The sequence below is a fragment of the Chryseobacterium sp. 22532 genome, from assembly GCF_052044665.1.
Taxonomy (GTDB): domain Bacteria; phylum Bacteroidota; class Bacteroidia; order Flavobacteriales; family Weeksellaceae; genus Chryseobacterium; species Chryseobacterium lathyri.
In genome coordinates, this window is sequence record NZ_JBQENJ010000006.1 from 305,542 (window position 1) to 330,885 (window position 25,344).

Annotated in this window: 25 protein-coding genes and 2 tRNA genes; 13 read left to right on the forward strand and 14 right to left on the reverse strand. The window is 36.1% G+C overall.

The window, feature by feature from the left end; genetic code table 11:
• Positions 1-69 precede the first annotated feature (69 nt).
• A complete protein-coding gene (locus ACTJIV_RS17650) occupies positions 70-1,128 on the forward strand; it encodes a hypothetical protein (protein ID WP_440628988.1) in 1,059 nt (352 codons plus the stop codon).
• Between the two features lie 50 nt (positions 1,129-1,178).
• On the opposite strand, the gene ACTJIV_RS17655 is transcribed toward ACTJIV_RS17650, so the two are convergent.
• Positions 1,179-2,102, reverse strand: a complete 924-nt coding sequence (locus tag ACTJIV_RS17655; protein WP_440628990.1) for a helix-turn-helix domain-containing protein — start codon at positions 2,100-2,102, stop codon at positions 1,179-1,181.
• Between the two features lie 180 nt (positions 2,103-2,282).
• Between ACTJIV_RS17655 and ACTJIV_RS17660 the strand changes: the two genes are divergently transcribed.
• Together ACTJIV_RS17660 and ACTJIV_RS17665 are read left to right on the forward strand one after the other, a co-directional pair.
• Entirely contained in the window at positions 2,283-3,812 is a 1,530-nt protein-coding gene (locus ACTJIV_RS17660) for an aldehyde dehydrogenase family protein (RefSeq protein WP_111956860.1), read from the forward strand.
• A gap of 432 nt (positions 3,813-4,244) precedes the next feature.
• Positions 4,245-4,628: a DUF779 domain-containing protein gene (locus ACTJIV_RS17665; RefSeq protein ID WP_111956862.1), complete on the forward strand. Its 384-nt coding sequence runs from the start codon at positions 4,245-4,247 to the stop codon at positions 4,626-4,628.
• 204 nt (positions 4,629-4,832) lie between these two features.
• On the opposite strand, the gene ACTJIV_RS17670 is transcribed toward ACTJIV_RS17665, so the two are convergent.
• Positions 4,833-6,032 (reverse strand): dicarboxylate/amino acid:cation symporter, encoded by a 1,200-nt coding sequence (locus ACTJIV_RS17670; RefSeq protein ID WP_111956864.1) that lies wholly within the window; start codon positions 6,030-6,032, stop codon positions 4,833-4,835.
• Between the two features lie 93 nt (positions 6,033-6,125).
• Here ACTJIV_RS17670 and ACTJIV_RS17675 point away from each other — a divergent pair, with 93 nt between their 5' ends.
• The 3 genes from ACTJIV_RS17675 to ACTJIV_RS17685 are packed head-to-tail and all read left to right on the forward strand — an operon-like array spanning position 6,126 to position 7,918.
• Positions 6,126-7,040 (forward strand): DnaJ C-terminal domain-containing protein, encoded by a 915-nt coding sequence (locus ACTJIV_RS17675; protein ID WP_223559916.1) that lies wholly within the window; start codon positions 6,126-6,128, stop codon positions 7,038-7,040.
• A gap of 3 nt (positions 7,041-7,043) precedes the next feature.
• Positions 7,044-7,346 carry a chaperone modulator CbpM gene (locus ACTJIV_RS17680; RefSeq protein ID WP_111956868.1) on the forward strand — a complete coding sequence of 101 codons (303 nt, stop codon included), beginning with the start codon at positions 7,044-7,046 and terminating at the stop codon, positions 7,344-7,346.
• Between the two features lie 44 nt (positions 7,347-7,390).
• Positions 7,391-7,918, forward strand: coding sequence for a hypothetical protein (locus ACTJIV_RS17685; protein WP_440628994.1), 528 nt, complete (start codon positions 7,391-7,393; stop codon positions 7,916-7,918).
• 67 nt (positions 7,919-7,985) lie between these two features.
• Here the strand turns inward: ACTJIV_RS17685 and ACTJIV_RS17690 are convergent, their stop codons facing one another.
• Positions 7,986-8,969: a PLP-dependent cysteine synthase family protein gene (locus tag ACTJIV_RS17690; protein ID WP_440628996.1), complete on the reverse strand. Its 984-nt coding sequence runs from the start codon at positions 8,967-8,969 to the stop codon at positions 7,986-7,988.
• 227 nt (positions 8,970-9,196) lie between these two features.
• Positions 9,197-10,426, reverse strand: a complete 1,230-nt coding sequence (locus tag ACTJIV_RS17695; protein ID WP_111956874.1) for an ABC transporter permease — start codon at positions 10,424-10,426, stop codon at positions 9,197-9,199.
• A gap of 4 nt (positions 10,427-10,430) precedes the next feature.
• Between ACTJIV_RS17695 and ACTJIV_RS17700 the strand changes: the two genes are divergently transcribed.
• Positions 10,431-11,627, forward strand: a complete 1,197-nt coding sequence (locus ACTJIV_RS17700) for an exo-beta-N-acetylmuramidase NamZ family protein (protein ID WP_440628998.1) — start codon at positions 10,431-10,433, stop codon at positions 11,625-11,627.
• A 106-nt stretch (positions 11,628-11,733) separates the two neighbouring features.
• Here the strand turns inward: ACTJIV_RS17700 and ACTJIV_RS17705 are convergent, their stop codons facing one another.
• From ACTJIV_RS17705 to ACTJIV_RS17715, 3 genes are read right to left on the reverse strand one after another with little or no spacing between them, the layout of a single operon-like run.
• On the reverse strand, positions 11,734-11,940 hold the full coding sequence (locus ACTJIV_RS17705) for a hypothetical protein (RefSeq protein ID WP_072921985.1): 207 nt from the start codon (positions 11,938-11,940) through the stop codon (positions 11,734-11,736).
• A gap of 4 nt (positions 11,941-11,944) precedes the next feature.
• Positions 11,945-12,568: a DUF3575 domain-containing protein gene (locus ACTJIV_RS17710; protein WP_111956876.1), complete on the reverse strand. Its 624-nt coding sequence runs from the start codon at positions 12,566-12,568 to the stop codon at positions 11,945-11,947.
• On the reverse strand, positions 12,569-13,744 hold the full coding sequence (locus ACTJIV_RS17715; RefSeq protein ID WP_440629000.1) for a thioredoxin family protein: 1,176 nt from the start codon (positions 13,742-13,744) through the stop codon (positions 12,569-12,571).
• A gap of 436 nt (positions 13,745-14,180) precedes the next feature.
• Between ACTJIV_RS17715 and ACTJIV_RS17720 the strand changes: the two genes are divergently transcribed.
• Positions 14,181-14,453 (forward strand): hypothetical protein, encoded by a 273-nt coding sequence (locus tag ACTJIV_RS17720; protein ID WP_111956880.1) that lies wholly within the window; start codon positions 14,181-14,183, stop codon positions 14,451-14,453.
• Between the two features lie 224 nt (positions 14,454-14,677).
• Positions 14,678-15,283 (forward strand): hypothetical protein, encoded by a 606-nt coding sequence (locus ACTJIV_RS17725; protein ID WP_111960788.1) that lies wholly within the window; start codon positions 14,678-14,680, stop codon positions 15,281-15,283.
• Between the two features lie 241 nt (positions 15,284-15,524).
• Here ACTJIV_RS17725 and ACTJIV_RS17730 read toward each other — a convergent pair.
• A tRNA-Phe gene (locus tag ACTJIV_RS17730) sits at positions 15,525-15,597 on the reverse strand.
• Between the two features lie 137 nt (positions 15,598-15,734).
• Positions 15,735-16,097: a winged helix-turn-helix transcriptional regulator gene (locus ACTJIV_RS17735; RefSeq protein ID WP_111960897.1), complete on the reverse strand. Its 363-nt coding sequence runs from the start codon at positions 16,095-16,097 to the stop codon at positions 15,735-15,737.
• 140 nt (positions 16,098-16,237) lie between these two features.
• On the opposite strand from ACTJIV_RS17735, the gene ACTJIV_RS17740 reads away from it, so the two are divergent.
• Positions 16,238-17,179, forward strand: coding sequence for an alpha/beta hydrolase (locus ACTJIV_RS17740; RefSeq protein WP_440629003.1), 942 nt, complete (start codon positions 16,238-16,240; stop codon positions 17,177-17,179).
• A 23-nt stretch (positions 17,180-17,202) separates the two neighbouring features.
• Entirely contained in the window at positions 17,203-17,769 is a 567-nt protein-coding gene (locus ACTJIV_RS17745; RefSeq protein ID WP_440629046.1) for a cysteine hydrolase family protein, read from the forward strand.
• Between the two features lie 98 nt (positions 17,770-17,867).
• On the opposite strand, the gene ACTJIV_RS17750 is transcribed toward ACTJIV_RS17745, so the two are convergent.
• The 3 genes from ACTJIV_RS17750 to ACTJIV_RS17760 form a co-directional block, all read right to left on the reverse strand.
• Positions 17,868-17,940 (reverse strand) — tRNA-Phe (locus tag ACTJIV_RS17750).
• Between the two features lie 107 nt (positions 17,941-18,047).
• Positions 18,048-19,889 carry a lysophospholipid acyltransferase family protein gene (locus tag ACTJIV_RS17755; RefSeq protein WP_111960686.1) on the reverse strand — a complete coding sequence of 614 codons (1,842 nt, stop codon included), beginning with the start codon at positions 19,887-19,889 and terminating at the stop codon, positions 18,048-18,050.
• A 22-nt stretch (positions 19,890-19,911) separates the two neighbouring features.
• Complete coding sequence (locus ACTJIV_RS17760) at positions 19,912-21,150, reverse strand: aspartate kinase (RefSeq protein WP_223559902.1); 1,239 nt, start codon at positions 21,148-21,150, stop codon at positions 19,912-19,914.
• Between the two features lie 325 nt (positions 21,151-21,475).
• Between ACTJIV_RS17760 and fbp the strand changes: the two genes are divergently transcribed.
• Positions 21,476-22,492: a class 1 fructose-bisphosphatase gene (fbp, locus tag ACTJIV_RS17765; protein WP_040998657.1), complete on the forward strand. Its 1,017-nt coding sequence runs from the start codon at positions 21,476-21,478 to the stop codon at positions 22,490-22,492.
• Entirely contained in the window at positions 22,492-23,505 is a 1,014-nt protein-coding gene (locus ACTJIV_RS17770; RefSeq protein WP_440629006.1) for an o-succinylbenzoate synthase, read from the forward strand. The genes fbp and ACTJIV_RS17770 overlap by 1 nt, the downstream gene beginning before the upstream one ends.
• On the opposite strand, the gene ACTJIV_RS17775 is transcribed toward ACTJIV_RS17770, so the two are convergent.
• Both ACTJIV_RS17775 and ACTJIV_RS17780 read right to left on the reverse strand, forming a co-directional pair.
• Positions 23,506-23,649, reverse strand: coding sequence for a hypothetical protein (locus ACTJIV_RS17775; protein WP_167409453.1), 144 nt, complete (start codon positions 23,647-23,649; stop codon positions 23,506-23,508).
• A gap of 416 nt (positions 23,650-24,065) precedes the next feature.
• Positions 24,066-25,193, reverse strand: coding sequence for an alpha/beta hydrolase (locus ACTJIV_RS17780; RefSeq protein WP_440629008.1), 1,128 nt, complete (start codon positions 25,191-25,193; stop codon positions 24,066-24,068).
• Between the last annotated feature and the right edge of the window lie 151 nt (positions 25,194-25,344).

A 25,344-nucleotide genomic window follows, 5' to 3' on the forward strand; every position in this document is an offset into this window, starting at 1 on the left:
ATTTGCTCACTTTTTATTGAGCTCTTCTGGTTTAATAGGAATAATAAATAATTTTTAAACACATATTGTATGAAAAAAACATTATCAGTTCTTGGTCTGGCTATCTGTGAACTACTATTTTCTCAGGATATCGCATTCAGTAAATTATATGGCTATGGGGATCCTGTAAATTTTTATTTAGGGAGTTATCCCGTGACAGGTTCTTCTGGCTTAGATATTAATTGGTATGGCGGGGTAAGGCTTCGAACATCTACGGGAGTAGGTTTTCAATTAACAGAAATCGGGAATGTGGGAATTGGGACTTCAACTCCTCAGGCTAAATTCGATGTTAATTTTGGAAACGAACAAAAAGGGATTAGATTCTTTCAGCCTTCCACAACGCAAAACCCTATTAATACATTGGTTTCTTCTCTTATGTTTACATGGTATAATAATCATGCAGATATGGGAATTATCAGAGGGGATACGGATAATATTATTGGGCTTGGATTTAGATTTAATGGTGACGAAAAAGTAAGGTTTACGCCAAATGGGAATGTGGGAATAGGTACTTCAAGTCCAGTTTCTAAATTAGATTTAGGAACTAATTACTCTGATCCGTCAACTTTTCCTAATAAGATTACACTTTGGTCAGGAGGTTCAAATAATTACTTTGGTTTTGGAATAAGCACTGCAAGTTTAGATTATTTTTCCCAGGGGCAGCACCGTTTTTTTGTTGGATATAATGGGTCTCCAGGAATTGAGGTTCTTACTTTAAAAGCTAACGGAAATGCAGCCCTTCAAGGGAAATTAGAAGCGAAAGAAGTAAAAGTAACACTTACGCCGACTGCTGACTTCGTATTTGAAAAAGACTATGATCTTCCGAAATTAGAAGATGTTGAAAAGCATATTAAAGAAAATAAGCATTTGCCGGAAATAGCTTCTGCTAAAGTTATGGAGCAGGAGGGTGTAAATATTGGTGAATTTCAGATCAAACTTTTACAAAAGATAGAGGAGCTTACCCTTTATTCCATAGAGCAGAATAAGCAAATCAAAAAACTCCAGGAAGAAAATCAGACTTTAAAATCTCAATCCGAAAAAATTAATAAATTGGAAAAGCAGTTAGAGCAGATTTTAGAGAAACAATAAATGATTTAGAAAACCAAAAAGAGCAGAAGAATCTGCTCTTTTTGGTTTATTCAAAAAAATACTTTTTCATTTTGATAACTTTTCGGTGTAACACCTACCAGATGCTTGAAAACTCTAGTAAAATAATTTGTATCCGAGAATCCTGTCTGATAAGCAGTTTCCTTAATGCTGTTCTGCCCTGCGAGTAACTCCTTTGCTCTGTTGATCCTTTCCTGCAGGATAAAATCGTTGGGAGAAGTTCCCAGCTCATCTTTGAACATTTTAAAGAAATTGGACTTGCTTACATAAGCCAGTTTTGCCATACTGTCGATAGATAGCTTCTGATGCAGGTTTTTACGGATATAATCAACGGCAAAACCTATCCTGGATTTATTTTTAGCAATATTTTTTTCAACCATACTTCTGGCTTGCGTCTGCATAAGCCTGATCAAAAGTTCTTTCAAAGCAAAATCTGCCATGATATCCTTCTGGGAATTGTCGTCCATTGCAATCCTCATGATATTGTTGGTAGCAGACGCTAAGGATTTGTTATTAAACAGGAAAAATTCATCCAGCTTGATATTCCATTGGGAAGTTTCATCCACTTTGGGAAGACTGTAATTTAAATAATTAAGCGAATTTTCTATAAATTCAGGATTAAGGCTTAAAGAAATACATTGGGTAGGAGATTCGTCTGCCTCAGGAAAATCAATGACCATGGTTTCACCGGGTGCAACGAGAATGCTTTCACCGGGAAAATAATCAAAATAATTTGTTTTATTATCCAGCTTCATATGCTTTTTGCCCCTTAGCATTGCTGTAAATGCGATGTTTTCAAAGTGAAGTTTCACACCGAAAGCTGTTTTGTGGGTTTCATAAATGTTAAATTCACAGTTGTTTAGATTGAATTTTGTCTGGTTTTCAACAAGGTTCAATAACTGGCTCTCCTTCTTTAATTCAGGAGTATTTAATAAAAATTTATTATTGTTATTCATTTCTAAACATTTTGTAAGACCCAATTACTCAAATATATAAATTTTAGCCCTAGACTGTTGTTAATAAAATTATAAAATTAACCATCTGCACTATTGTGATATTTTTTTACACGATTGTGCTATCACTTTTTCATCTGGAAATGTAATTTGGCATTACGAAAAAAATAAAATTACATTAATATGAGCACTATGACAGAACCGAAATCAGAAACCGCTTTTCAGTGGCCTGAATTCAAAAACAAATATGATAATTACATTGATGGTAAATTTACACCTCCAGTAAACGGACAGTATTTCAATGTAGTTTCTCCGGTGAATGGTAAAAACTTTACCCAAGTAGCACACTCTTCCAAAGAAGATCTGGAGCTGGCCGTAAATGCCGCAGACAAAGCATTCCAAACCTGGAAAAACACTTCATCTACAGAAAGAAGCGTTATATTAAACAAAATTGCAGACAGGATCGAGCAGAACCTTGAATACCTTGCCATTGTTGAAACCATCGACAACGGGAAAGCGGTAAGAGAAACGCTGGCTGCCGATTTACCTCTTGCCATAGACCATTTTAGATATTTTGCTTCCGTGATCCGTGCAGACGAAGGTTCTCACAATGAACTGGATAAAGACACTGTTTCGTTGATCGTTCACGAACCGTTGGGAGTAATTGCCCAGATCATCCCTTGGAATTTCCCAATATTGATGGCCGTATGGAAATTGGCCCCGGCTTTAGCTGCAGGGAACTGTGTTGTATTAAAGCCCGCTGAAAGTACTCCGGTTTCCATCTTGGTTTTAATGGAAATTATAGGCGATCTGCTGCCTGCAGGTGTTATTAATATTGTTAACGGCTTCGGAGCGGAGCTGGGAAGAGCCTTAGTGACTAATCCTAAAGTTTCAAAAGCAGCATTCACAGGTTCTACAGCTACAGGACGTCTTGTCATGCAGTATGCTACAGAAAATATTATTCCGGTAACCCTTGAATTAGGTGGGAAATCTCCAAACGTTTTCTTCAGTTCCGTAATGGACGCAGATGATGAATTTTTGGATAAAGCGATTGAAGGTGCTGTACTTTTTGCCCTTAATCAGGGAGAGATTTGTACATGTCCTTCAAGACTGTTGGTACAGGAAGATATTGCAGACGCATTCATTGCAAAAGTAATCGAAAGAGTAAAAGCGATCAAAGTAGGAAATCCGCTTGATAAAACCGTGATGATGGGTGCCCAGGCTTCCCAGATCCAGAAAGATAAAATACTGTCTTATATTCAGTTAGGAAAAGAAGAAGGGGCTGAGGTTCTTGTAGGTGGTGACGTAAATAATGTGGGAGAAAACTTAGAAGATGGATTCTATATCCAGCCTACCATTTTCAAAGGAAACAACAGAATGAGAATCTTCCAGGAAGAGATCTTCGGACCCGTCCTGGCATTTACGACTTTCAAAGATGAAGAAGAAGCTGTAAAAATCGCCAATGACACCATCTATGGTCTTGGAGCAGGAGTTTGGACAAGAGATGCACACCAGCTGTACAATGTTCCGCGCCAGATCCAGGCGGGAAGAGTTTGGGTGAATCAGTATCATTCCTATCCTGCAGGAGCGCCTTTTGGAGGGTATAAGCAGTCGGGAATCGGTAGAGAAAATCATAAAATGATGCTTGACCACTACCGTCAGACCAAAAATATGCTGATCTCCTACAACAAAAACAAATTAGGTTTCTTTTAATTTTTAAATATTAGGGCGTGCCCGTTTGCCCCGGCAGAGCCGGGGCAAAACGGTCGGGCTTTTCCAGGGCTTCACTTTGTTTCGGTGCTCCATTTCATTCCGCACCGGCTCGTTCCTCGCCGCCCTTCCAATCCCTCACGCGAAAACTTAGCCATTATTTTGGAATTACAGTTTGCATTTTAATACATAATAAAATCAGAGATTTGAGGTAAAGCAGAGGACCATATGCTGATGATAATTTTTACGATTTGACATGTAAAATTGTTCAAAATGACAGCAGTATACAATTGTATCATAGATAAAATCTTTGCGTCCTAAAACAGCATGAGATAAAAACTTTTGTGCCTTTGCGATTAAAAAATATATTAAGAGAAAGAGTTGATCAATTAATCTTCGTACCTTAATAGAAACAACTCGTTTAAAAAGAAAGAAATGGAAGCGACAATATCCAGATTATCAGCAACAGAAAAAGCGCTTGATGTTATTTATCAACTGGAAGATAAATACGGCCCCCTGATGTTTTATCAGGCCGGCGGATGCTGTGAAGGCACTCAGCCACAATGCTTTGAGAAAGGCGGATTTTTTCCGAGAATGAATGATGCTATGATAGGAACCATCAACGGTCATGAATTCTGGATAGACCGCGATTTATTTGAATATTGGAAATATTCCCACTTTACACTGGATGTCACAGATGGATTCGGTCCGGGAGGTTTTTCTCTGGAAACTCCTTTAGGCAAGACATTCAAAGTCCAGTACAGACTTTTCACCAAAGAAGAATATGAACATCTGGAACCAGTAAAACGTAGCGAATAAAATATCGACCATCAACACCGATCACCGATCTTTGAAACAATCGGCTAGAAAAAACATATCCGATCAACTTAATCACTCAGAAAATAATTATCTAAACTATCGCAGATCAAGAGGATTTATAAGTATAGATTTGAACCAATCGTATAAATATGTACTATACCTGTTCTTTATTCTTTATTCTTTATTCTTTTTCTCTTTATCCCATCAGACCTTCACAAACCGGTTGACAAACATAGCAGCGACTATATCTCCCACAGCATTAAGAACCGTAGCTAAAGGATCCACCAGCGTCCCAATAATCATCACAGCCGGAATAGCTTCCTGTGGCAGTTTATAAACCGAAATCATCAGCATTTCACCGATATACCCGCCGTTCGGAATTCCACCGGCTACAATGCTTACAAAAACAGTGATTCCTAGTGCCAGCAATAAATTTGCAGGGTCAAAAAAGTCTTTCCCAATGATCAGAAAAGCAACATATATCTTGATAATGGATGACATGGAAGATCCGTTCTTATGCAATGTGGTTCCAATTGGAATAACCAGGTTGGCAATGGAATTCGGGATACCTATTTTCGAGGCAGCCTGAAGATTCGCCGGCATGGTCGCAAAACTGCTGCAGGTACTCAGAGCAGTTAGAGTGGGGTAGACTGCATTTGTCCAGAAACTTTTGATCCCCTTTTGCCCGTTCGCCATAAAAGCATACAAAGAAAAAAAGACAAAGAAATAAACGATTCCTGCAATATAATAAAGTCCTAAAGGTTTAGCATAAAAACCAAAAAGCTGAGGTCCCAAAGTGGCTACCTGATAGGCAAAATAAGCTCCAAGACCAATAGGCGCAAGCTTCATAATCAATAAAAGAAGCTCTTTCATTACCTCATATCCGGAAGCGATAAAAACCCTGAATGGCTGTCCTTTTTCTCCGGCTTTGCGGGCTGCAAATCCGGTCATAAAAGCAAAAATAAGAAGAGCCAGCATATTTTGTCTTGAAAAAAGCTGGGTAAATTCTCCAACAGTAAAAAAGCTTACGATCCTGTTTCCCCAACTGTCTTCACTAACCGTTTCAGAAATGATTTCAGAACTGCCGGAAATCCCGGAAACTGGAAATACATAAACGACACAGATCGTAAAAATGGCTGCTGTCAAAATAAAAAACAGAAAAGTAAAAGACATTACTAAAATGATTCTTCCGAATTTAGACTGCTGTTCCAGCGACGCAATAGAATTGGAAACAGCGAAGAATACCAACGGTACTACACTCACAAAAAGGAGGTTCAGAAAGATATCTCCCAAAGGTTTAACATATTCCACAATATTGGGAGCAGTAATACCTATAATGCTTCCTGCAACAATTCCTAAGAGTAAAAGTATAATTCCTGAGTAGTTGTTCAGTACCTCTTTCATTCAATGCTTTTTATCAAAGATAGGTTTATTTTTAACACTCTCTTATATAATTTTCAGGCTTAAATTTCATAAATTTGAGTAAATATCGTTTCTATGGCTTATATAGATTACTATAAAATTTTAGGCGTAGATAAAAGCGCAACACAGGATGACATTAAAAAAGCTTACCGTAAGTTGGCGAGAAAGCTTCATCCTGATCTCAATCCGGGTGACAAAGAAGCTGAAAAGAAATTCAAAGAACTGAATGAAGCCAATGAAGTTCTCAGTAATCCTGAAAACCGTACCAAATATGATAAGTATGGGGAAAACTGGAAACACGGGGAAGAGTATGAAAAAGCTCAGCAACAGCAACGACAGTATCAGCAGCAGAACTATGGCGGCGGTGGATTTTCCGGTGCTGATTTCGGTGAGGGAGAAGATTTTTCAGATTTTTTTCAAAGTATGTTTGGCGGTGCCGGTGGTGGTTTTGGAAGAAGCTCAAGGGGAAGTTCTTCAGGAAAATTCAAGGGACAGGATGTTCATGCTGAATTAAATTTAAGTTTAAAAGATGCTGCCCAGACTCATCCACAGACTTTTGATATCAACGGTAAAAAAGTAAGAATTACGATTCCGGCGGGGGTATATGACGGACAGCAGATCAAACTGAAAGGACACGGAAACCCGGGTTTTAATGGTGGTCCCAACGGAGACCTGTATATTACTTTCAATATCCCCGTAGATCCTAATTTTGAAAGAATAGGAGATGATTTGAAAACCAAGGTTTCAATAGATCTGTATACCGCTGTTTTAGGGGGCGACGTAAAAGTGACTACACTGGACGGAAGCGTTAACCTTAAAGTGAAGCCGGAAACACAGAACGGAACAACGGTAAGGCTGAAGGGAAAAGGTTTTCCGGTGTATAAGAAAGAAGGGCAGGCTGGAGATCTTTTTGTGACGTATGAGGTGAAGCTGCCGACCCATCTGACAGACAAGCAGAAAGAACTTTTTGAACAACTTAAAAATTCCTAAGCCATGAATGAAAGAATATCACGGGAAGAACTCGTAAAAATATACAATATAGAGATCACTTTTTTTGATGAATTGGTAGACGAGGGTTTACTGCATGTAGAAACAGAGAATGATGTCCGGTATTTACTATATGAAGACCTGCCTGTTTTTGAAAGGTTTACCAACTGGCATTATGATCTGGAAATTAATCTTCCCGGTCTGGAAGTTATTCATGATATGCTTCGGAAAATGGAAGATTTGAAGAGAAAAAATCGTGATTTACTGAATAAACTTTCTGCAATAAGTGACCAATATGAAGATATTTGATTTAGTTTTGTAATCTTTAAAAACAAATTAAATATTTCTGAGAAATGAATGGAGAGAAAATCATTAAATTAAATGTAAACAGAAAGGATTTCGAGGAAATTTATTTCAGCGGTAACCAGGGAAGTTTGTTTTTTTCACAGACTACCAAAGGAAAAACCGTTACTACGGCAGTTGTAGGATTAGTTCTGTTAATTCTGTTTTGTTTTAAAGATGATTTAAGCAAAGAAAAGTTTGGGATTCTATATTTCGTGAGCTTTTTGTTCCTGCTTTGTACGGTTTATCTTTCTTTAAGCATCAACAAGGTTTCCCGGTGGAAAAAAGAGGTTAACCGTTATCTGAAATCCCTGGAAGATTCTGAAATCTATGAGATCCGTTTTAATGATGATATTTTTAACGTTAATCTTAATCATCAGGAAGAGCTAAGCAAGTGGGAAGATTTCAAAGTATATGATATAAATAATTCATTTATTGCATTGGAAGGAAAATACAATTACATGTTTCCCGAAAAATCAATGAGTAAAGGAGATTACAGCAGCTTAAAACAGACCATAAAGAAAAACATCAAACAATAAAAAAATCAGAGCAAAACGCTCTGATTTTTTATTTATATAAAGGTAAATTTACCTTCTTCGTTTTTGATTAATCCAACCAACCCATTTCCTTCATCCACTCGTCATTGTAGACTTTTCCTACATATCTTGAACCGTGGTCGTGAAGAAGAACTACAATCACATCATCTTTCGTGAACTGATCTTTCATCTGGATCAGAGAAGCAATTGCGCTTCCTGCAGAATATCCACAGAAAATCCCTTCTTCCTTAGCCAGTTTTCTAGCGTAGACAGCACCGTCTTTATCCGTTACTTTTTCAAAATGATCAATAACAGACATATCATAATTCTCAGGAATAATATCTTCCCCAATTCCTTCCGTGATGTACGTATAAGCATGATCGTAATGAAGCTCACCGGTCTCATGAAATTCCTTCAGAATAGAACCATACGTATCAACACCAATTATTTTGATATTGGGATTTCTCTCCTTGAAGAATGTTCCGCAGCCCGTAACAGTACCTCCTGTTCCGGCACCCGCTACAAAATGCGTAAGCTTTCCATCTGTCTGTTCCCAGATTTCCGGAGCTGTAGATTCATAATGAGCCGCTCTGTTTGATAAGTTGTCGTATTGGTTCACATACCATCCGTTTTCTGTTTCCTTAGCCAGTCTTTTGGAAACTGAATAATAAGAACGCGGATCAGTAGGTTTCACATCAGTAGGACATACGATAACTTCTGCTCCTACAGCACGAAGGATATCACATTTCTCTTTTGACTGTTTGGAATTGGTTACAAAAATACATTTGTAGCCTTTGATGATGGCAGCAAGAGCCAGCCCCATTCCCGTATTTCCGGAAGTTCCTTCAATAATGGTTCCTCCAGGTTTTAATCTGCCGTCTTTTTCGGCATCTTCTATCATTTTAAGGGCCATTCTGTCCTTTACAGAATTCCCAGGATTGAATGTCTCTACTTTTGCTAAAACCAGAGCAGGAAAATCTTCTCCCAATACTTTATTAAGTTTCACAAGAGGGGTGTTTCCTATCGTTTCAAGAATATTTTTTGCGTATTTCATAAATGTTTTATAAGCGGTACAAAGATAAGGCTTTAAAAATTAGCTGTGTGATTTATGTGAATGGTGAATTGTTAATAATGAATTTTTACTTAGGTCATTGAAATGGGTTAATTGTAATAATTGTATAAAGTGAATGGTGAATCGCAAATAGTGAATTTTTTAAATAAAATAGAATTGATCACTGTTTTGTCATTGACATTGACAATGGACTCCTTTACATTTCACTTTTAATTATACTTAATCGCCTTCACCGGAGATATCTTGCTGATCAGGTAACTCGGAACGATCAAAGCCAGTCCGGAAATAAGCAAAATTCCTAGTGAAATAGATATAATGGCAACAGGATTAAGATCAACCGGAACCGTACTTACATAATAGTTCTCAGGATTAAGCTTAATGATGCCGAAGAATTTCTGAATCAGAATCAAACCCAGACCTATGGCATTACCATACAGAAGCCCCGGGATCATGATGATCAGTGTATAATTGATGAACGTAGCTCTTATCTGTGAATTGCTTGCCCCCAGTGTTTTTAGAAGGCCGATAGAATTAGTTCTTTCAATGATCAGAATTAAAAGAACCATAATGATGTTAATAACAACCACAATCAGCATAATGATGATAATCAGGGCAATATTGGTGTCGAAAATACTGATCCAGTCATTGATCTGCGGAAATTTTTCCGTTGCTTTTTCAGCATAGTTTTTATAGCCGATCAGTTTTTCAATTTCCGGAAAATCTTTGTCGATGTCATTTACATTTTTAAAGAATATATCAAGACCACCTATTTCATCAGGCTTCATTTCCTGAATTTTTCTTACATGATTGATTCCCCCGATGACGAATTGCTCGTCAATCATTTTAATATCAGTTTTATAAATTCCTATCACCCTGAATTTACGGTAGATCGGCTTTTGATCTGCTTTTGAAAATACGGTAACAATACTGTCATTTACTTTCAGGTGAAGATCATTAGCAATCTTCTGTGAAATAGTTACATCATTGTTAAAGCCATTCTCTGTTACTTTAGGAGTAGTACCGGCAACCAGGAATTTTTTGAACCTCAGACTGTCAAAATCCTTTCCAATTCCTTTAAATATAATGCCTGAAAAATTATGCTCATTACGCATAATTCCCGTTACTGTTGCATACTTCTGAACACTTTCTACATCCGGAAGATTTTTAATTTTCTGAATGTTCAGTCCCTGATTGTCAAGAACAGAGGTATTGTAAGAAGAATTAGATCTTGTAGACCGTACTGTAATGTGTCCGCTGAAATCTGCCAGCCTCTCTTTGATGGCTTTCTTTGAGCCGAAGCCCGTAGATACGGTAATCAAAGAAACAATGATCCCCAAAGCTACAGAAAGCCTGCCGATGAAGATGATAACTCTTGAAAGGTTATTTTTGTTATCTTTGGAAAACGCTATTTTTCTAGAGAAATATAAAGGAAATTTCAAGCTTATGAATTTAGATTTCAAAATTAAAAATTTACTTCTTATTTGCCTAATTTTTTTAGGTATATTCAACCAATATTATTCTCAGGTTCAAGATCAGCCGGATTTCAAAACCGGTGCAGATCAATCTGAGCTTTATCTTCCTCTGCTGAAAAATAAAACCATCGGAGTGGTCACCAACCAGACCGGACTGATGAGTGATAAAAACCATGTCGTAGATTTTCTGGTAAAAAATAATATCAAGATTAAGGCGATTTTCGCTCCTGAACATGGTTTCAGAGGAGATGCAGATGCAGGAGAAAAAGTAAAGAACGGAGTGGATACCAAAACAGGAATTCCGATTATTTCTTTATATGGAAACAACAAAAAGCCAAAACCTGAGCAGTTAAAAGGAATTGATATTGTTGTTTTTGATATCCAGGACGTTGGTGTCAGGTTCTATACCTATATTTCAACTTTAGCCTATTTGATGGAAGCTGGAGCCGAAAATAATGTAGAAATAATGGTGCTGGACCGTCCGAACCCACATGATGGTTATACAGACGGACCTGTTTTGAAAAAAAAATGGTCAAGTTTTGTAGGAATGCATGAAGTTCCTGTAGTCTATGGATTAACGATAGGAGAGTACGGGAAAATGGTGAATGGCGAAAAGTGGCTGAAAAATGGAGTTCAGGCAAAATATACCCTGATCCCTATGAAAAATTACCATAAAAATAAACGTTACCCGATTTTAGATAAGCCTTCCCCAAATCTGCCTAATGATAAATCTATCAATCTATATCCGAGCTTATGTTTTTTTGAGGGAACTCAGGTTTCTGTGGGAAGAGGTACTGATCTGCCATTCCAGGTCTATGGTTCTCCATGGACGCAGGGATTTCCTTATCAGTTTACACCAAAACCTAATTTTGGAGCAAAAGATCCTTTTCTAAACGGAAAATTGTGTTACGGTGAAGATCTTTCAGCCTATCCGAAAGATCTTAGAGAACTGAATCTTGAATGGCTGATTAAATCTTATAAAGGCTATAAGAATCCAAAGCAGAACTTCTTCCTGGAGAATTTGTTCTTTGATAAGCTGGCCGGAACGGATGAATTCAGAAAACAGATCATAGCCGGAAAATCAATTCAGGAAATCAAAGCTTCATGGAAAAATGATCTGGAGAAATTCGAAAAGATCCGCCGTAAGTATATTGTTTACAAAGACTGAGTTTAAAAGTCAACTGTGAATTTGGCTTTGCCTTGTCAATTGTGAACCTATAGATCATAAAATTCACGGATAAAGCCAAATTCACAATTGACCATTCACTTTGATATCAATCAAAATTCTGTGGAGGGTTTTTATCGTTCTTACCTTTATTTAGGATGAAAAGCCCAAGTGATAATCCTATAACTCCGGCAAAAGCTGTCATCAATGCTCTTTCCAACTTGTCGGGCAGGTCATTTCCGATATAATTCATTAAAAAAAGGATCACAAAAGTGATCACTGAAATAATAATATGATTTTTTCCGAACAGTTTCATGCTGTTATTTTAGTTTATAAGAAATCATGACACCTCCTCTGTATGGAAGGATTTCTCCGCTTTTATTAAATTTTTTGGCTGATTCATACCGCTGTCCGGTGGTACGGTCATATCCCTTGTAGAAATCTGTAGATGAGCCAATAGTTGCATATACATCAATATTCCATCGGTCAGATACTTTAAATTGATATCCTCCGGTAACGCCAACTAAAAATGAAATTCCTTTTTGATATAGATTAGATTTAACAAATACTTCATTTTGGTCATTTATATAGGCAACATCCTTCCAATAATTCCATTTTTGAAGTACAAATGCTGAGGTTGCAATATTAGCTCCTACATACCAATGGCTGAATGCTTCATTAAAATAATATCTTCCTTCCAGAGAAACAGAATAATACTGAAATTCATGTCCTGCAAAAGACTTCCAGGGAGATACCAGAACGTCGCCCTGCATCGTAAACTTTGACGTCAGTTGCTTTTCCAGACCAATATTGATGAGTCCAATTGGAGCCAGAAGTGCATTTCCTTTGATATATAGACTTTTTTCCTGTTCTTGTTCCTGGGCTGTCAACATTGCAGCAGACAGAAGTGTGATAGATGCGGTAAGAAATTTGTGTTTTAGCATTTATTTTATTTGTTTCAATAATTCTTCTGCGAGTTTGGAGTCTTTATTGGTCTGAACGGCCATATGTTTAGACATTTCTGCGTAGCTTTTGGCCATTTCTTTATTCCCTGTAAGAAAATAAAGCTTGGCAAGAATGTAAGTGTTTTCCGATGTTTCGCCACGCATTACAGATTTTTCTGCCCATTCCGAGGCTTTCTTTAGTGATGCTGGATTTTTGATGTGATCACTAAATATCCACGCTGCTCTCAACAGTTCATTAGGCTCAAATGCATCGGAGTTTTTATAATATTCCAAAGCTGCTTTTTCGAATTCAGGGAAATTGGCATTCTGCTCATAATAGCTGAGTTTCGTCTGGTTCAGTTTGGATTGTGCGAGCTGTTTTCCTACTAACGGTTCAGCCGTTTTCATGAAATATTCGTCGTTGATCCTTTTATTTTTATCATCAATAGATTGTTCTACAATTTTTGAAAGCTTCAGCTGATTGTCAAATTCATTGTAAGTTTCTTCCGGCAGATATTTAATAATTTCAGCCTTTCTTGATGTAAACGTGCTGTAGTTACTGTCTTCCGTTGACTTTACAAAAAATAACAGGAAACCTATTTCCTCTTTAGAAATTTCTTCTGTTTTCTTTTTGTTTTCAAAATACCGTTCGGAAGCTTTTTTAGCAAAATCGTAATCTGAGGAGGAGTTCAGTTTCATAATGTTGATCAGGAATTCCGGGTCTTTCTCTCCATTGGCAAAACGTTCTTTTAAAGAACCTTTTTTATTACCTGCAGAATTAATATCCTGAGCCATGGCCACAAACATGCTTTGCTCCATATAACCGGAATTCTGAGAAACCAGCTCACCTTCACCATTCAGGAAAAGATAAGTAGGATAGGAGCGTACACCATATTTGGCGGCAATTTCCCTTCCTTCACCTTTTTCCATATCAAATCTGGCATTGACGAAGTTGGTATTGAAATAATCTCCTACAGGCTTCTGGGTAAATACATTTTTCTCCATCATCTTGCACGGTCCACACCAGGAAGCATAAGCATCGATGAAAACAAGTTTCTTTTCCTTTTTTGCCTTTGCTATAATGTCTTTGAAAGGTAGTTCCTGGAACTGTATGGCTTCCTGAGCCAGTATAACAACAGAGCAGAAAACAAATACCCCGGAGATGATCTTCTTCATTTTCAAATTAGATTTGTAGGCGAAGATAGTTATTTTCCAAAAAATAGAGGATGAATTTGACTTGGTATGCTGTATATTAACGAACTTTAAGACTGTTACGGGCCTTAAATAAAATGATTGGTTTAACCTGTAATTACTTTCAAAATTATGAACTTGTTATTAAAGTTTCTTTACTAAACTAAGATTTGTAATTTTCTTGGATAAATAGTTATGGAATATGATCAGTAATTTCCAATGATTATTATCTGTCGTCCTAATTTTTGAGATTAAATTATTTTTAATAATTGGTTAAATAAATTAGGAACCAACAGCCTATGTCGATCCATATAAGTTTAATGCGAAGGAATTAGACAGCGAAACAGATCTTTACTATTATGGAGCCAGATACAATGAAATAAAAGAAAATTTTGATAAGATGCTAAAAAATTACAATAAAATGGATTCTTTCTTAATAAAAAGTGTTTTTAGATTACAAACTAGAAATAAATTAATTGTTACAGGAAATGTTAAATCTGATTCTGAACTAGAGAATTACAAAATAAATACAATAGTATTAAAAGATTTAATGATACCTATAAATATAGTTAATGAAACTGTTATAGAGAATCAATCATATTTAGCTCTTACTTTTGATATGAATTATATTGATGAAGATTTATTATTTGAAATAATGAAACTTAAACAAGGGCAAGTAATTGAAATTGGATAGGATTAATCCAACTAAAATTGTATTGTATGCTTAAGGAATAATCAAGGCGGGGTTTTTATCTTCGACTGTTTATGACAGGAGGAGCATTTGTTAATAAAAAACAATTTAAAAATGATAATTATTAAATTATATATAGTCGATTGGTACGATGATATTATTATAAAACAGACGGAACTCCTATTGGTGGAAAAACAACATTAATGAAATAGTTTTAAAAAAGAATAATGATTATTAGTATAGAAGACGATGTTTTCGAAGTAAATACATCTGAAGCGTATAATAAAGATATTTTTGTCTATAATAAATGGATAATTATTCCTTATGTAAACCTTGAAATTTTCAATATTAACTTCACTCAAAGCATAATTAAAAGATATGATAAGCTAGATTTTTCATATTTACTTTTTAGAGATGTAAGAGAAATATTTTGGAATTATGCCGTTAATGATGAAGTGAAATATGGAAAATTAATGTTAAATAATTCTTCTTTTGAGAACGATTATATAATAGATTATGTTTCTGGTGCAGATATAATGAATGGCATTTCTGGATGTGAAATCAAAGTGAAATTTAAAGAGCAGTATTTATTTATTTCGAAAGATCATTTACAAATTAAAAGTGGACCATTGAATATCTGGACACCTGTAGATACTCCTAATTTTTCAAGGAATATTGATGAGAAGGCAATAGATATTTTTTATAATAAGCGGTATATTCCAGATGAAATTTTGCAGTTTACAGGAGCTGACTCATTTTCAGAAATTGAGATTTTAGATCTTTTTAAACCTTTACCCAAAGATGAGCAAATAATGATCGCACAGAATTGGTAATCCTTTCTTCTCATATTACGGGATGACAATCTGGGACTGATGAATAAAATCAAAGCCAACTTTTTAGTTGACTTTTTGTAATTTTACAATGCTAACTACATTTTTTGAGTAAAGATAATTATGAAACAGAAATGTTATGCTCACCTTCAATTTGAGAATCTCTGTTATTGATATCTGGGCAAAAAAACACCCCTCAATTGTGCAATTTGAGGGGTTTTGTTTGAAATTGTTTAATTTCCAGTGGTTTCTCCAGGAATCGAACCAGGGACACATGGATTTTCAATCCATTGCTCTACCAACTGAGCTAAGAAACCAATTGTTTCGTTGTTTAACGTGGGTGCAAAAATAGAACTTTTTGCAATATCGTGCAAGTTTTTTATAATTAATTTCAAAAGTATGGGTAAAGATATCTTTTGTGATTTGTATTTGCTTAAAAATCAATACAGTCATTTTATAATCCTTTCTTTATTTTCTTGTGATCTTCGCCCCATATTTCCAATTGATCCAAAACAGGGATCAACTGTCGCCCGATTTCCGTTAATTCATATTCTACTCTTGGAGGAACTTCTGCATAGACCTTTTTTAGAACCAGCCTTTCTTCTTCCATTTTTTTGAGCTGCATGGTCAGCATTCTTTCACTGATATTTGGGATGCTGTTCTTGAGTTCAGAAAATCTCAGTTTTCCTGTTTTAAGGCAGTAGCAGATTGAAAGAATCCATCGGCCACTGATCAGGTTTACAGCATATATCTCAGAACAGCTAAGCTCCAGACCTTTTTTATTTTCTTGATTGGTTGATGATTCTTTAATGCTCATACTTACTTTTTTGTTTGTTCCACACAATTCATTGAGTGTTTGGAGACCCGATATTCATCATATAAATTTACAAAAATAAAAAGATTGACAGTTGAGCCAAAACTTAAAATTCGTTCATCCAAAGCACATTACATAATACAATGGATTTCAATAGAATTGATAAAGACCTGAAGAAAAGTATAGATAGTTTTCCGTTTTCATTGGAAATCAATCAAGCTGAATTTCTTAATAACCCGGAAATCATTCAGAAAGAGAAAAAAATATGGGCAAAGAATAATCCTTTTAAGGGGCCTGATAAAATTAATGTGAAAGATATTTTCATAGAAAGCTCTTTTGATAATCATTCAATAAGACTTCATATCTATCAGCCGGAAGAATTTGATAAAAATAGAACTATCATTTATTTTCATGGAGGAGGATATGTCTTTGGCCTTCCGGAACAGGTAGATAACCAGATGTTTGAATTAGCAGAGCATCTTAATGCTACAATAATTTCGGTTGATTACAGGCTGTCTCCGCAATATAAATTCCCTGTTCCGGTACTGGACGGATTTGACTCGCTGGAGTGGACCATTGAACATGGTGCGGAACAGCTTGAAATCGATCCGAATCATATTGTTGTTTTTGGGGCAAGTGCCGGTGGGCATCTGGCTGCGGCTGTTACCCAGATGGCTAATGATAAAGGAATAAAAAATATAAACCATCAGTTTTTATTATATCCGGTGATTCACAATAAGCTTAATACCTTTTCCATGAATGAATTTACAGATGCTCCTTTATGGAATAAAAAATATGCAGAAACCGCCTGGCTTCATTTTTTGGGAAATGATAATAAGGATAAAAGTATAAAGTATGCAGATCTTACGAACTATAATGCCTTTCGCGATCTTCCAAGAACAACAATAGTAGCCTGTGAGCTGGATCCTTTAAGGGATGAAAATATAGAATTTTCAAAACTTTTATATAGGGCAGGAGTCAAAACAGAGTTGTGGGTGATACCGGGAGCATTGCATGTATTTGATCTGTTTGATTCTCCTTTAAACGACAGATATAAGGAATTCCTTTACAGCCGTATATTTTAATCATATTAAGAATAATATAAATGATAAAGTTAAGAGATAAAAAACCAGCCCTGCTTCTGATTGATATTCAAAAAGGATTTTTGGCTGAAAAGTACTGGGGTGGAAACAGAAATAATAAAGATGCAGAAAAGATCAGTGGAATATTGCTGGAAAAATGGAGAGAATTGGGACTCCCGGTTTTTCATGTCAGACACAGCTCTGTGAATCCGGAATCTAAATTGCATGAATTGGACCCGGGTTTTCAGTTTAATGATCATGTTCTGCCTCAAAATAATGAACCTGTTATTACAAAAAATGTAAACAGTGCCTTTACCGGAACAGATTTAAAAGAAAAGCTGGACCAACAGAATATCAATACTTTAGTGATTGCAGGAATAACTACCAATCACTGTGTTTCAACGACGACAAGGATGGCTGGAAATTTTGGGTATGAAACATATGTAATTTCAGATGCAACAGCAGCATTTGACAGGGTAGGGATAAACGGCGAAAAATATGATGCCGAGCTGATCCATCTGACTGCCCTTGCCAATTTAAATGATGAATTTGCTTCCGTCTGGAATTCAGAAAAATTATTAAAAGAATTGTAGAATTAGCCAAAAATATTAGTGCTAATTTGTGTTTAAATATTTTTGAAAGCCTATCCATAAAAACAAAAAAACCTCTAAATAAATTAGAGGTTTTCAAGTGGTTTCTCCAGGAATCGAACCAGGGACACATGGATTTTCAATCCATTGCTCTACCAACTGAGCTAAGAAACCATTATATTTTTGTTGACTTACTTCGTTGTTTTAAAGTGATGCAAAAGTAGTAAGTTTTCCTATATGAAGCAAGTATTAACCGCACTTTTTTAAAATAAAAATAAAACCTACTGATTTTCAGCTGAATTATTTTCCTGTTCCTTTCTGATGTGGTCACTCATCTCCTCCAATACAGGCTTTATCGTACTTTCCGGAAGATCACTGATTCGGATATACATCAATCCGTCAATGGCATCGTTAAAGTTTGGATCCACGTTAAAAGCAATCACTTTCGCATTCTGTTTAATGTATTTTTTGATCAGAACAGGTAACCTTAGCTCAGGTTCAAGGTCATCAATAATCTTGTCAAGCTTATTCAAATCAGATTCCATTTCCTCAAAGAAAATATTTTTATCCCGGTCGCGAAGCTTTACCTTGTATTCATTTCTCGGGGTGATATATTGTGCAACTGCTGAATCAAAGTAGTTTGAACGCATGAATTCAATCATCAGAGATTTTGAAAACTCAGAAAACTTATTGGAAATACTTACACCGCCCATCAAAAACTTATGGTCGGAATTTCTTAAACATACATGAACGATTCCTCTCCACAAAAGGAAAAGCGGAAGTGGCTTCTGCTGATATTCTTCACAGATGTAAGCACGGCCCATTTCGATCACTTTTTTGAAGAATGGATGGATATCCTGCTCAAACTCAAATAAAGAGCTTGTATAGAATCCTTTGATGCCATATTTCTTCATAACCTCTTTTCCCAAAGCCATTCTGTAGGCTCCTGCAAGCTTCTCCGCACTGCTGTCCCAAAGGAAAAGATGATGATAGTGTTTATCGTATTCGTCAAGGTCAAACGGTAAATTGCTTCCTTCGCCCACAGCACGGAAAGTAAGTTCTCTCTGACGGCCGATCTCCCTCATCACAGAAGGAATTTCCTCGTAAGTCGTGAAATAGATCTCGTAATTTCCGTTACTGAACAGCATTTTTTCTGTCCCTTTCAGGCGGTTGATGTCTTTCAGGATATCTTCCTTAGGAGTTTCGTCAATGATATTCTGGACAATATTCTCTTCCCTTAACAGCGGGAATTTTAACGTTAGGTTTTTAAGATTGATGCTTTGGGCCAATGATTTTCTCTTTTCGTAGTAAGATTTCATCATATATACCTTACGCTTCAGAAATTCACCCAGCTCTTCAATGGTTTCCATTTCATCCATTGCCTTTACAGTGATGGGCTTTCCTATCCTGATTCTGATCGGTTTTTCCCTGTCGTTCATCATCTCCGCAGGAAGCATCAGCGTTTGTAAACTTGGATGAAGCTTTGCAACCTGATAAAAAAGGCGGCTGTTTTTAGCGTGGAAATACAAGGGAACTACCGGTACTTTAGCCATTCTGATCAGCTTAAGGGCAGGCTTTTCCCAGTCTCTGTCAAGAATTTCTCCATAAGGATTGTTCTTATTAGATACTTCTCCTGCCGGAAAGATCCCCACGCAGCCTCCATTCTGAAGATGTTTCAGGGTTTCACGCATTCCCGAAGTGCTGCTGTAAGCTTCCTTTCTGTTTTCAAAAGGATTTACAGAAATCACATACGGTTCCATGGGTTTAATTTTTTCCAGAAGGAAATTCCCCATTACTTTGAAATCAGGACGCACTTCTGAAAGGATTTTACACATTAAAATTCCGTCAATAGCACCCAGAGGATGGTTTGAGACCAGAATAAACGGTCCGGTTTTCGGAACTTTTGCCAGATCTTCTTCAAAAGCCACATAGCTTAAGTTCCTTTCTCTTACAAATGAGTCGAAAAAATCTTTGCCTTCCTTATCTTTTAATTTGTCGTATAATCTATTAACTTCATTTATTTTGGCAATACTCATCACGGCTGATGCGACCGGGTTTTTCAGGAACCCAATTTTGCTTAAGCCGGAAGCTGTGATAAGATCGTTTTTCGAAATTAAACTCATATGTGTTTAGTCGCAGTTAAAATTATTGTGTTACCATTTGAACCGTATTTTTGGAAATCTGTTCCAATAATACATTTTTTTCCTGGTAAAATTTGTCAATATGATCCATCTTCGCATTTCTTACTGTGAATAAAGATACATTTTTAACCGCTTTGGTTTTAAATATTTTTTGAAGTTCTTCATTAAGCTCATCCACCTGATTGAATTTGTCTTCCAGGCACAAAGCCAATGAAATAGCAGAATTCTGCATAAGAGATACCTTGATTTTATATTTAGAGAGATATCCGAAAATAAGACTCATATGGTCTTCTGCAATGAATGAGAAATCTCTTGTTGAGATCTTTAACAGAATCTGATTCTCTTTTAAGATATAAGATTCTTCATGTTGGTTTTTATCCGAGGCTCCAACTTTAGTTCCTCCTTTGGTAGGATCTACGAAAGATTTTACATAAAAAGGAATGTTTTTTTGCTGCAGAGGCTGCAATGTTTTCGGGTGAATGACACTTGCTCCGTAATAAGCCATTTCAATGGCCTCCTCATAAGAAATATTGGAAAGAAGAGAAACATCGCTGAATTTCCTTGGATCCCCAGTCATTACTCCCGGAACATCTTTCCAGATCGTCATGGCATCAGCATTCAGGCAATACGCAAAAATAGCAGCAGAGTAGTCAGAGCCCTCCCTTCCTAAAGTTACCGTAAAATTATTGTCGTCAGAACCAATGAATCCCTGCGTTACATAGCAGATATCCGTATTTAAAGTTGAAATAAATTCTTCTGTTTTTGCCCAGTCTACCATACCTTCCCTGTAGGAACTGTCTGTTTTAATATAATCTCTGGCATCCAGCCATTGATTCGTAAACTGAATTTCATTCAGGTATTCACTCAGAATTTTTGTAGAGATCATTTCCCCGCAGCTTACGACCTGGTCATAGACAAAGCTGTAATTAGGCGATTTGTTTCGTCTTAAGAAAGAATCAATATCATCAAAGAATATATTGATCTCAGCAAAAACTACATGGTTTTCAGGAAACAGACCTTCCGCAATCTCGATGTGTTTTTGTTTTATCTTTTCAATCTCAGTTTGATAGTTATCCTTCTTGAAATAAAGTTCTACAACCTTTTCCAATTCATTTGTCGTTTTGCCCATTGCTGAAATAACCAGCAGACATTTGGCAAATCCCTGACTTTGTAAAACCATGGATACATTTTTTACACTCTCGGCATCTTTTACAGATGCACCACCAAACTTGAAAATTTTCATTAATTTGTTAAAAATAAAATTGTTAGATTAAAAATTACATGAGTTTTTTACGGAGGTCAAAATTATAAATTTACAACGAGATATGAAAGTTTCTGGCGGCTGGATGGAATTAAGATTTAATTAAAATTGAGACTTGATGAATATTATCAGAATTTTGTTGATTTATTGTCATCAAATGGGGATTAATTACGCAATGATAATTTTAGGTCTATACCATTGTTGGTTCTGTATGGTGTTGAAAAACAACTGTTAAGGTCTTTTCTAATAAAAGCTTTCTTTCTCCGATAAATTTTCCGAAATTTGGGGAAAACGTAAAAAGAAAAATATGTCAAATCAACCATTACAGACTTTAGGAGAATTTCTTATAGATAAACAGGACGATTTTCAATATTCTACAGGTGAATTTTCCCGTCTACTGAGCGCCATAAGATTGGCTTCAAAAGTGGTAAACAGAGAAGTAAACAAAGCCGGAATCGTAGATATAACAGGAGCTGCCGGTAACCAGAATATTCAGGGCGAAGAACAACAGAAACTTGATGTGATTGCCAATGAAATTTTTATTACGGCTTTGTCTCAGAGAGAGGTTGTTTGTGGTATTGCTTCGGAGGAAAATGATGATTTTATTGACATTAAGTGTGGTGAAAACGGCCACCTGAGTAAATATGTCGTGCTAATTGATCCTTTGGACGGATCATCCAATATTGATGTAAATGTTTCTGTCGGAACTATTTTCTCTATTTACAGAAGAGTAACAGAACCCGGAACTCCGGTTCAGCTGGAAGATTTTCTTCAGAAAGGAATCAACCAGATTGCAGCAGGATATGTAATCTACGGTTCTTCTACCATGATCGTTTATACGACCGGAAATGGTGTAAACGGATTTACTCTGGATCCTTCATTGGGAACCTATTATCTTTCTCATCCTAATATGACATTTCCTACCAATGGAAAGATTTATTCCATCAACGAAGGTAATTATATTAAATTCCCTCAAGGTGTGAAAAACTATCTTAAATATTGTCAGATGGAAGAAGGAGACCGTCCTTATACTTCAAGATATATCGGTTCTTTGGTAGCAGATTTCCACAGAAATATGCTGAAAGGAGGAATTTATATTTATCCTTCCTATTCCCAGGCTCCGAACGGAAAATTAAGATTGCTGTACGAATGTAATCCTATGGCATTCCTTGCTGAACAGGCTGGAGGAAAAGCTACTGACGGATTCAGAAGAATTCTGGAGGTAGAACCTACAGAGCTGCATCAGAGAATTCCGTTTTTCTGCGGAAGTATTCAGATGGTGGAAAAAGCAGAGGAATTCATGCGGATTGACAGTGTAAAATAATGAAAGCAAAATATTTCAGATATTTATTGGAATTTAAACGCCCGAGCGGAACGTCTCGCGGCGTTTTGTATGAAAAAGAAACCTTTATTCTCGAGGTTGGAGACAACGGAAAAAAGGGAACAGGGGAGTGTGCAATATTTCGGGGATTGAGTTTTGATGACAGACCGGATTATGAAGAAAAACTCCAATGGCTTTGTGAAAATATTGATCGTGGTTACCTATATTTAAAAGAACAACTGAAAGAGTTTCCGTCTATATGGTTCGGATATGAGCAGGCAGTTTTGAATCTGAAATACGGAGAGAATCTGTATTTTCCAAGTGAATTTACCGAAGGGAAATCTGCTATCGTGATCAATGGATTGATCTGGATGGGAGACATTCTGTATATGGAGGAACAAATCCGGGAAAAGCTTGAAAAAGGATTTCATTGTATCAAATTGAAGATTGGTGTTGACTGGGAGTCTGAACACAAAATCCTTCAGAAGTTAAGAGGAAAATTCTCAAAAGATGCGTTGGAGCTTCGGGTAGATGCTAATGGCGGATTTAGTAGGGAAGAAGCAAAGACTGTTTTACAGCAGCTTTCAGATCTTCATATTCATTCTATTGAGCAGCCAATCAAGGCTGGAAACTGGAGTGATATGGCCTCATTGTGTGCCGGAGCTCCTACGCCGATTGCTTTGGATGAAGAACTGATTGGGATTACTGATCCTGCCGAAAAGAAAAAGCTTTTAGAAAGCATTAAGCCTCAGTATATTATTTTAAAACCTGCTCTGGTCGGAGGTTTTTCAGGCTCAGATGAATGGATCTCTCTTGCAGAAGAGCAGAATATCGGCTGGTGGATTACGTCTGCTCTTGAAAGTAATATAGGACTGAATGCTATTGCCCAGTATACATTCACGAAAAAAAATCCGATGCCGCAAGGTTTGGGCACCGGATCTCTATTTGTAAATAATTTTGAATCTAGTTTAGAACTGAACAACGAGTTGCTCTGGTTCAAAGACACGCAAAATTAATTAAAGCTCTGGGCAGATAGGGTTGTACATATGCTCTTCATCCCAGGATGTGCAGCATCTTCTTTTTGTATCCCAGTTATTACAACCAAGTGGAACTATGCCTCCTTTAATAACTTTTAATTCTGATTTTTTAAGTTTTTTCATAATAAGATTTTAATTGAGTTGGTAAAGTAAATATCAACTTATTTTTCTTATTATGCAATACTTTACCTAAATTAATATAAATTTATATCCATGTCAATTTTCCGTAAATATATATTATATTACGGATGGTAAAATCTCTTCAATAATTAAAGAAGATACAGACGTGAAAATGAGGCAAAAGTAGTGTTAGGGTCGATAAACTTTATTTTATGATCAGTACTCTTATTAAATCACGTCTTTTACAAAAATTGCTTCCTTTATATATCTTACTATATAAGAAAACTTGTTTTTAATTCTTTTCATGATAAAATATTTTTATTTCTCTTTGTAATGAAATTTACAATCTTTATGCCAATGTCGGTATTGGAACGAAGTTTAACATATAGTTCATTTTATGGGATTTTTTTAATTAATCATTAAGGAATAATTGTGAAAATATTTTCGTTATTTTTTGATCGCCCTGTGATTAAATTTCTGTCAATTCCATATAAATTCTGAAAAATATCTTTTTGAACCATTGAACTGGAAAGATATCCCCAATGGTTTCCTATTTCATATTTAAAACTGTTCAGGATATCATCCTCTACAAAAGTACAGTCGATGATAGAAACGATATCTTTCAGTTTTTCAATATCGCTGGGGCCATTCTTGCCTAATCTGGGGGTCAGAATATTTTTAGTAAATTGTGAAATCCCCAATACCGTGTCTTTTCTGTTGAGATAAATAGAAATACGGTTGGCCAGCAGCGGAAGCTTATTATATGAATCTTCAGAGTCTTCGAAGACTTTATAGGATACATCAGCATTTAAAAGCAAAACCTGATCGATAACGCGGAGGATATTTTCTTTTTTAAGGCTGTAAAGCATACTTTGAAGCACCCTGTTTCCAAGAGAATGGGCCATCAGGTGAATTCTTTGATTACACGGAGCCAGGTCACGGGTTGAAAAAATATCTTTTAAAAATTGGGTGTAAAAATAAAACAACCGCATCAGCGATGACCCTGAATTAATACTTGATGCCTTGTCATCAAAATAAGTCAGAGGAACAATACTGCTTGAAGCAGGCCAGCTCACAAAAAGGATATGCTCTACAGGGGATGCCGGATTATCGATAAACAGCTTTTTAAGATCGATAATTGCCTTTAATTCATCATCAAAATCGTATGCATACCCATGAATAAAAATCAGGACATCGCTTCTTTCTTTTGTAGAAGACATATTCTTATATAATTCATAGAACATTCTTTGGGTTCCGCCTAGATTATTGGCTGTCCGTGAGGAATTTTTAATACCTTTTTCATTCCGTAAAACTTCCAGGACATCTTCATAGCCCTGCTTTTCGGGCTCAGAAAATAATTTGTAATTTAAGATGTTACGGTTGGTATAATCTTTCTTCTTTTTGGATGCAGTAGGCTCTTTGTAGGTGTCAAAATCACATTTTGCGATCCTGAAATTGGGAATAGAATATTCATCATTGGAAAATGAATCTGCTTTTTCGCCTTTGTGACGTACGATCTTACGATTGCTTAGGATATAAACAGCCATAGTGGGTAAATTTTGTAATTGGTCTTATTTCTATCTAAGTTAGCTATAAATAATGAATTTATTAGTCTTTCAGCATTTAGATTATCATTTCCGTAAGCCCTAAATTTTCCGTAACTTTGTCAAACTTTTTTTGCATACAATAAAAGCTAAT

Coding starts and splice junctions, on each gene's coding strand:
- ACTJIV_RS17755 (WP_111960686.1), bottom strand. CDS start 19,889: ATGAGTTTAATTTCGAAAAACGATCTTATCACAGCTTCCGGCTTAAGC.
- ACTJIV_RS17780 (WP_440629008.1), bottom strand. CDS start 25,193: ATGGCTGTTTATATCCTAAGCAATCGTAAGATCGTACGTCACAAAGGC.
- ACTJIV_RS17650 (WP_440628988.1), top strand. CDS start 70: ATGAAAAAAACATTATCAGTTCTTGGTCTGGCTATCTGTGAACTACTA.
- ACTJIV_RS17675 (WP_223559916.1), top strand. CDS start 6,126: ATGGCTTATATAGATTACTATAAAATTTTAGGCGTAGATAAAAGCGCA.
- ACTJIV_RS17680 (WP_111956868.1), top strand. CDS start 7,044: ATGAATGAAAGAATATCACGGGAAGAACTCGTAAAAATATACAATATA.
- ACTJIV_RS17740 (WP_440629003.1), top strand. CDS start 16,238: ATGGATTTCAATAGAATTGATAAAGACCTGAAGAAAAGTATAGATAGT.
- ACTJIV_RS17655 (WP_440628990.1), bottom strand. CDS start 2,102: ATGAATAACAATAATAAATTTTTATTAAATACTCCTGAATTAAAGAAG.
- ACTJIV_RS17725 (WP_111960788.1), top strand. CDS start 14,678: ATGATTATTAGTATAGAAGACGATGTTTTCGAAGTAAATACATCTGAA.
- fbp (WP_040998657.1), top strand. CDS start 21,476: ATGTCAAATCAACCATTACAGACTTTAGGAGAATTTCTTATAGATAAA.
- ACTJIV_RS17670 (WP_111956864.1), bottom strand. CDS start 6,032: ATGAAAGAGGTACTGAACAACTACTCAGGAATTATACTTTTACTCTTA.
- ACTJIV_RS17690 (WP_440628996.1), bottom strand. CDS start 8,969: ATGAAATACGCAAAAAATATTCTTGAAACGATAGGAAACACCCCTCTT.
- ACTJIV_RS17775 (WP_167409453.1), bottom strand. CDS start 23,649: ATGAAAAAACTTAAAAAATCAGAATTAAAAGTTATTAAAGGAGGCATA.
- ACTJIV_RS17700 (WP_440628998.1), top strand. CDS start 10,431: ATGAATTTAGATTTCAAAATTAAAAATTTACTTCTTATTTGCCTAATT.
- ACTJIV_RS17710 (WP_111956876.1), bottom strand. CDS start 12,568: ATGCTAAAACACAAATTTCTTACCGCATCTATCACACTTCTGTCTGCT.
- ACTJIV_RS17665 (WP_111956862.1), top strand. CDS start 4,245: ATGGAAGCGACAATATCCAGATTATCAGCAACAGAAAAAGCGCTTGAT.
- ACTJIV_RS17685 (WP_440628994.1), top strand. CDS start 7,391: ATGAATGGAGAGAAAATCATTAAATTAAATGTAAACAGAAAGGATTTC.
- ACTJIV_RS17720 (WP_111956880.1), top strand. CDS start 14,181: ATGGATTCTTTCTTAATAAAAAGTGTTTTTAGATTACAAACTAGAAAT.
- ACTJIV_RS17715 (WP_440629000.1), bottom strand. CDS start 13,744: ATGAAGAAGATCATCTCCGGGGTATTTGTTTTCTGCTCTGTTGTTATA.
- ACTJIV_RS17705 (WP_072921985.1), bottom strand. CDS start 11,940: ATGAAACTGTTCGGAAAAAATCATATTATTATTTCAGTGATCACTTTT.
- ACTJIV_RS17770 (WP_440629006.1), top strand. CDS start 22,492: ATGAAAGCAAAATATTTCAGATATTTATTGGAATTTAAACGCCCGAGC.
- ACTJIV_RS17735 (WP_111960897.1), bottom strand. CDS start 16,097: ATGAGCATTAAAGAATCATCAACCAATCAAGAAAATAAAAAAGGTCTG.
- ACTJIV_RS17760 (WP_223559902.1), bottom strand. CDS start 21,150: ATGAAAATTTTCAAGTTTGGTGGTGCATCTGTAAAAGATGCCGAGAGT.
- ACTJIV_RS17660 (WP_111956860.1), top strand. CDS start 2,283: ATGAGCACTATGACAGAACCGAAATCAGAAACCGCTTTTCAGTGGCCT.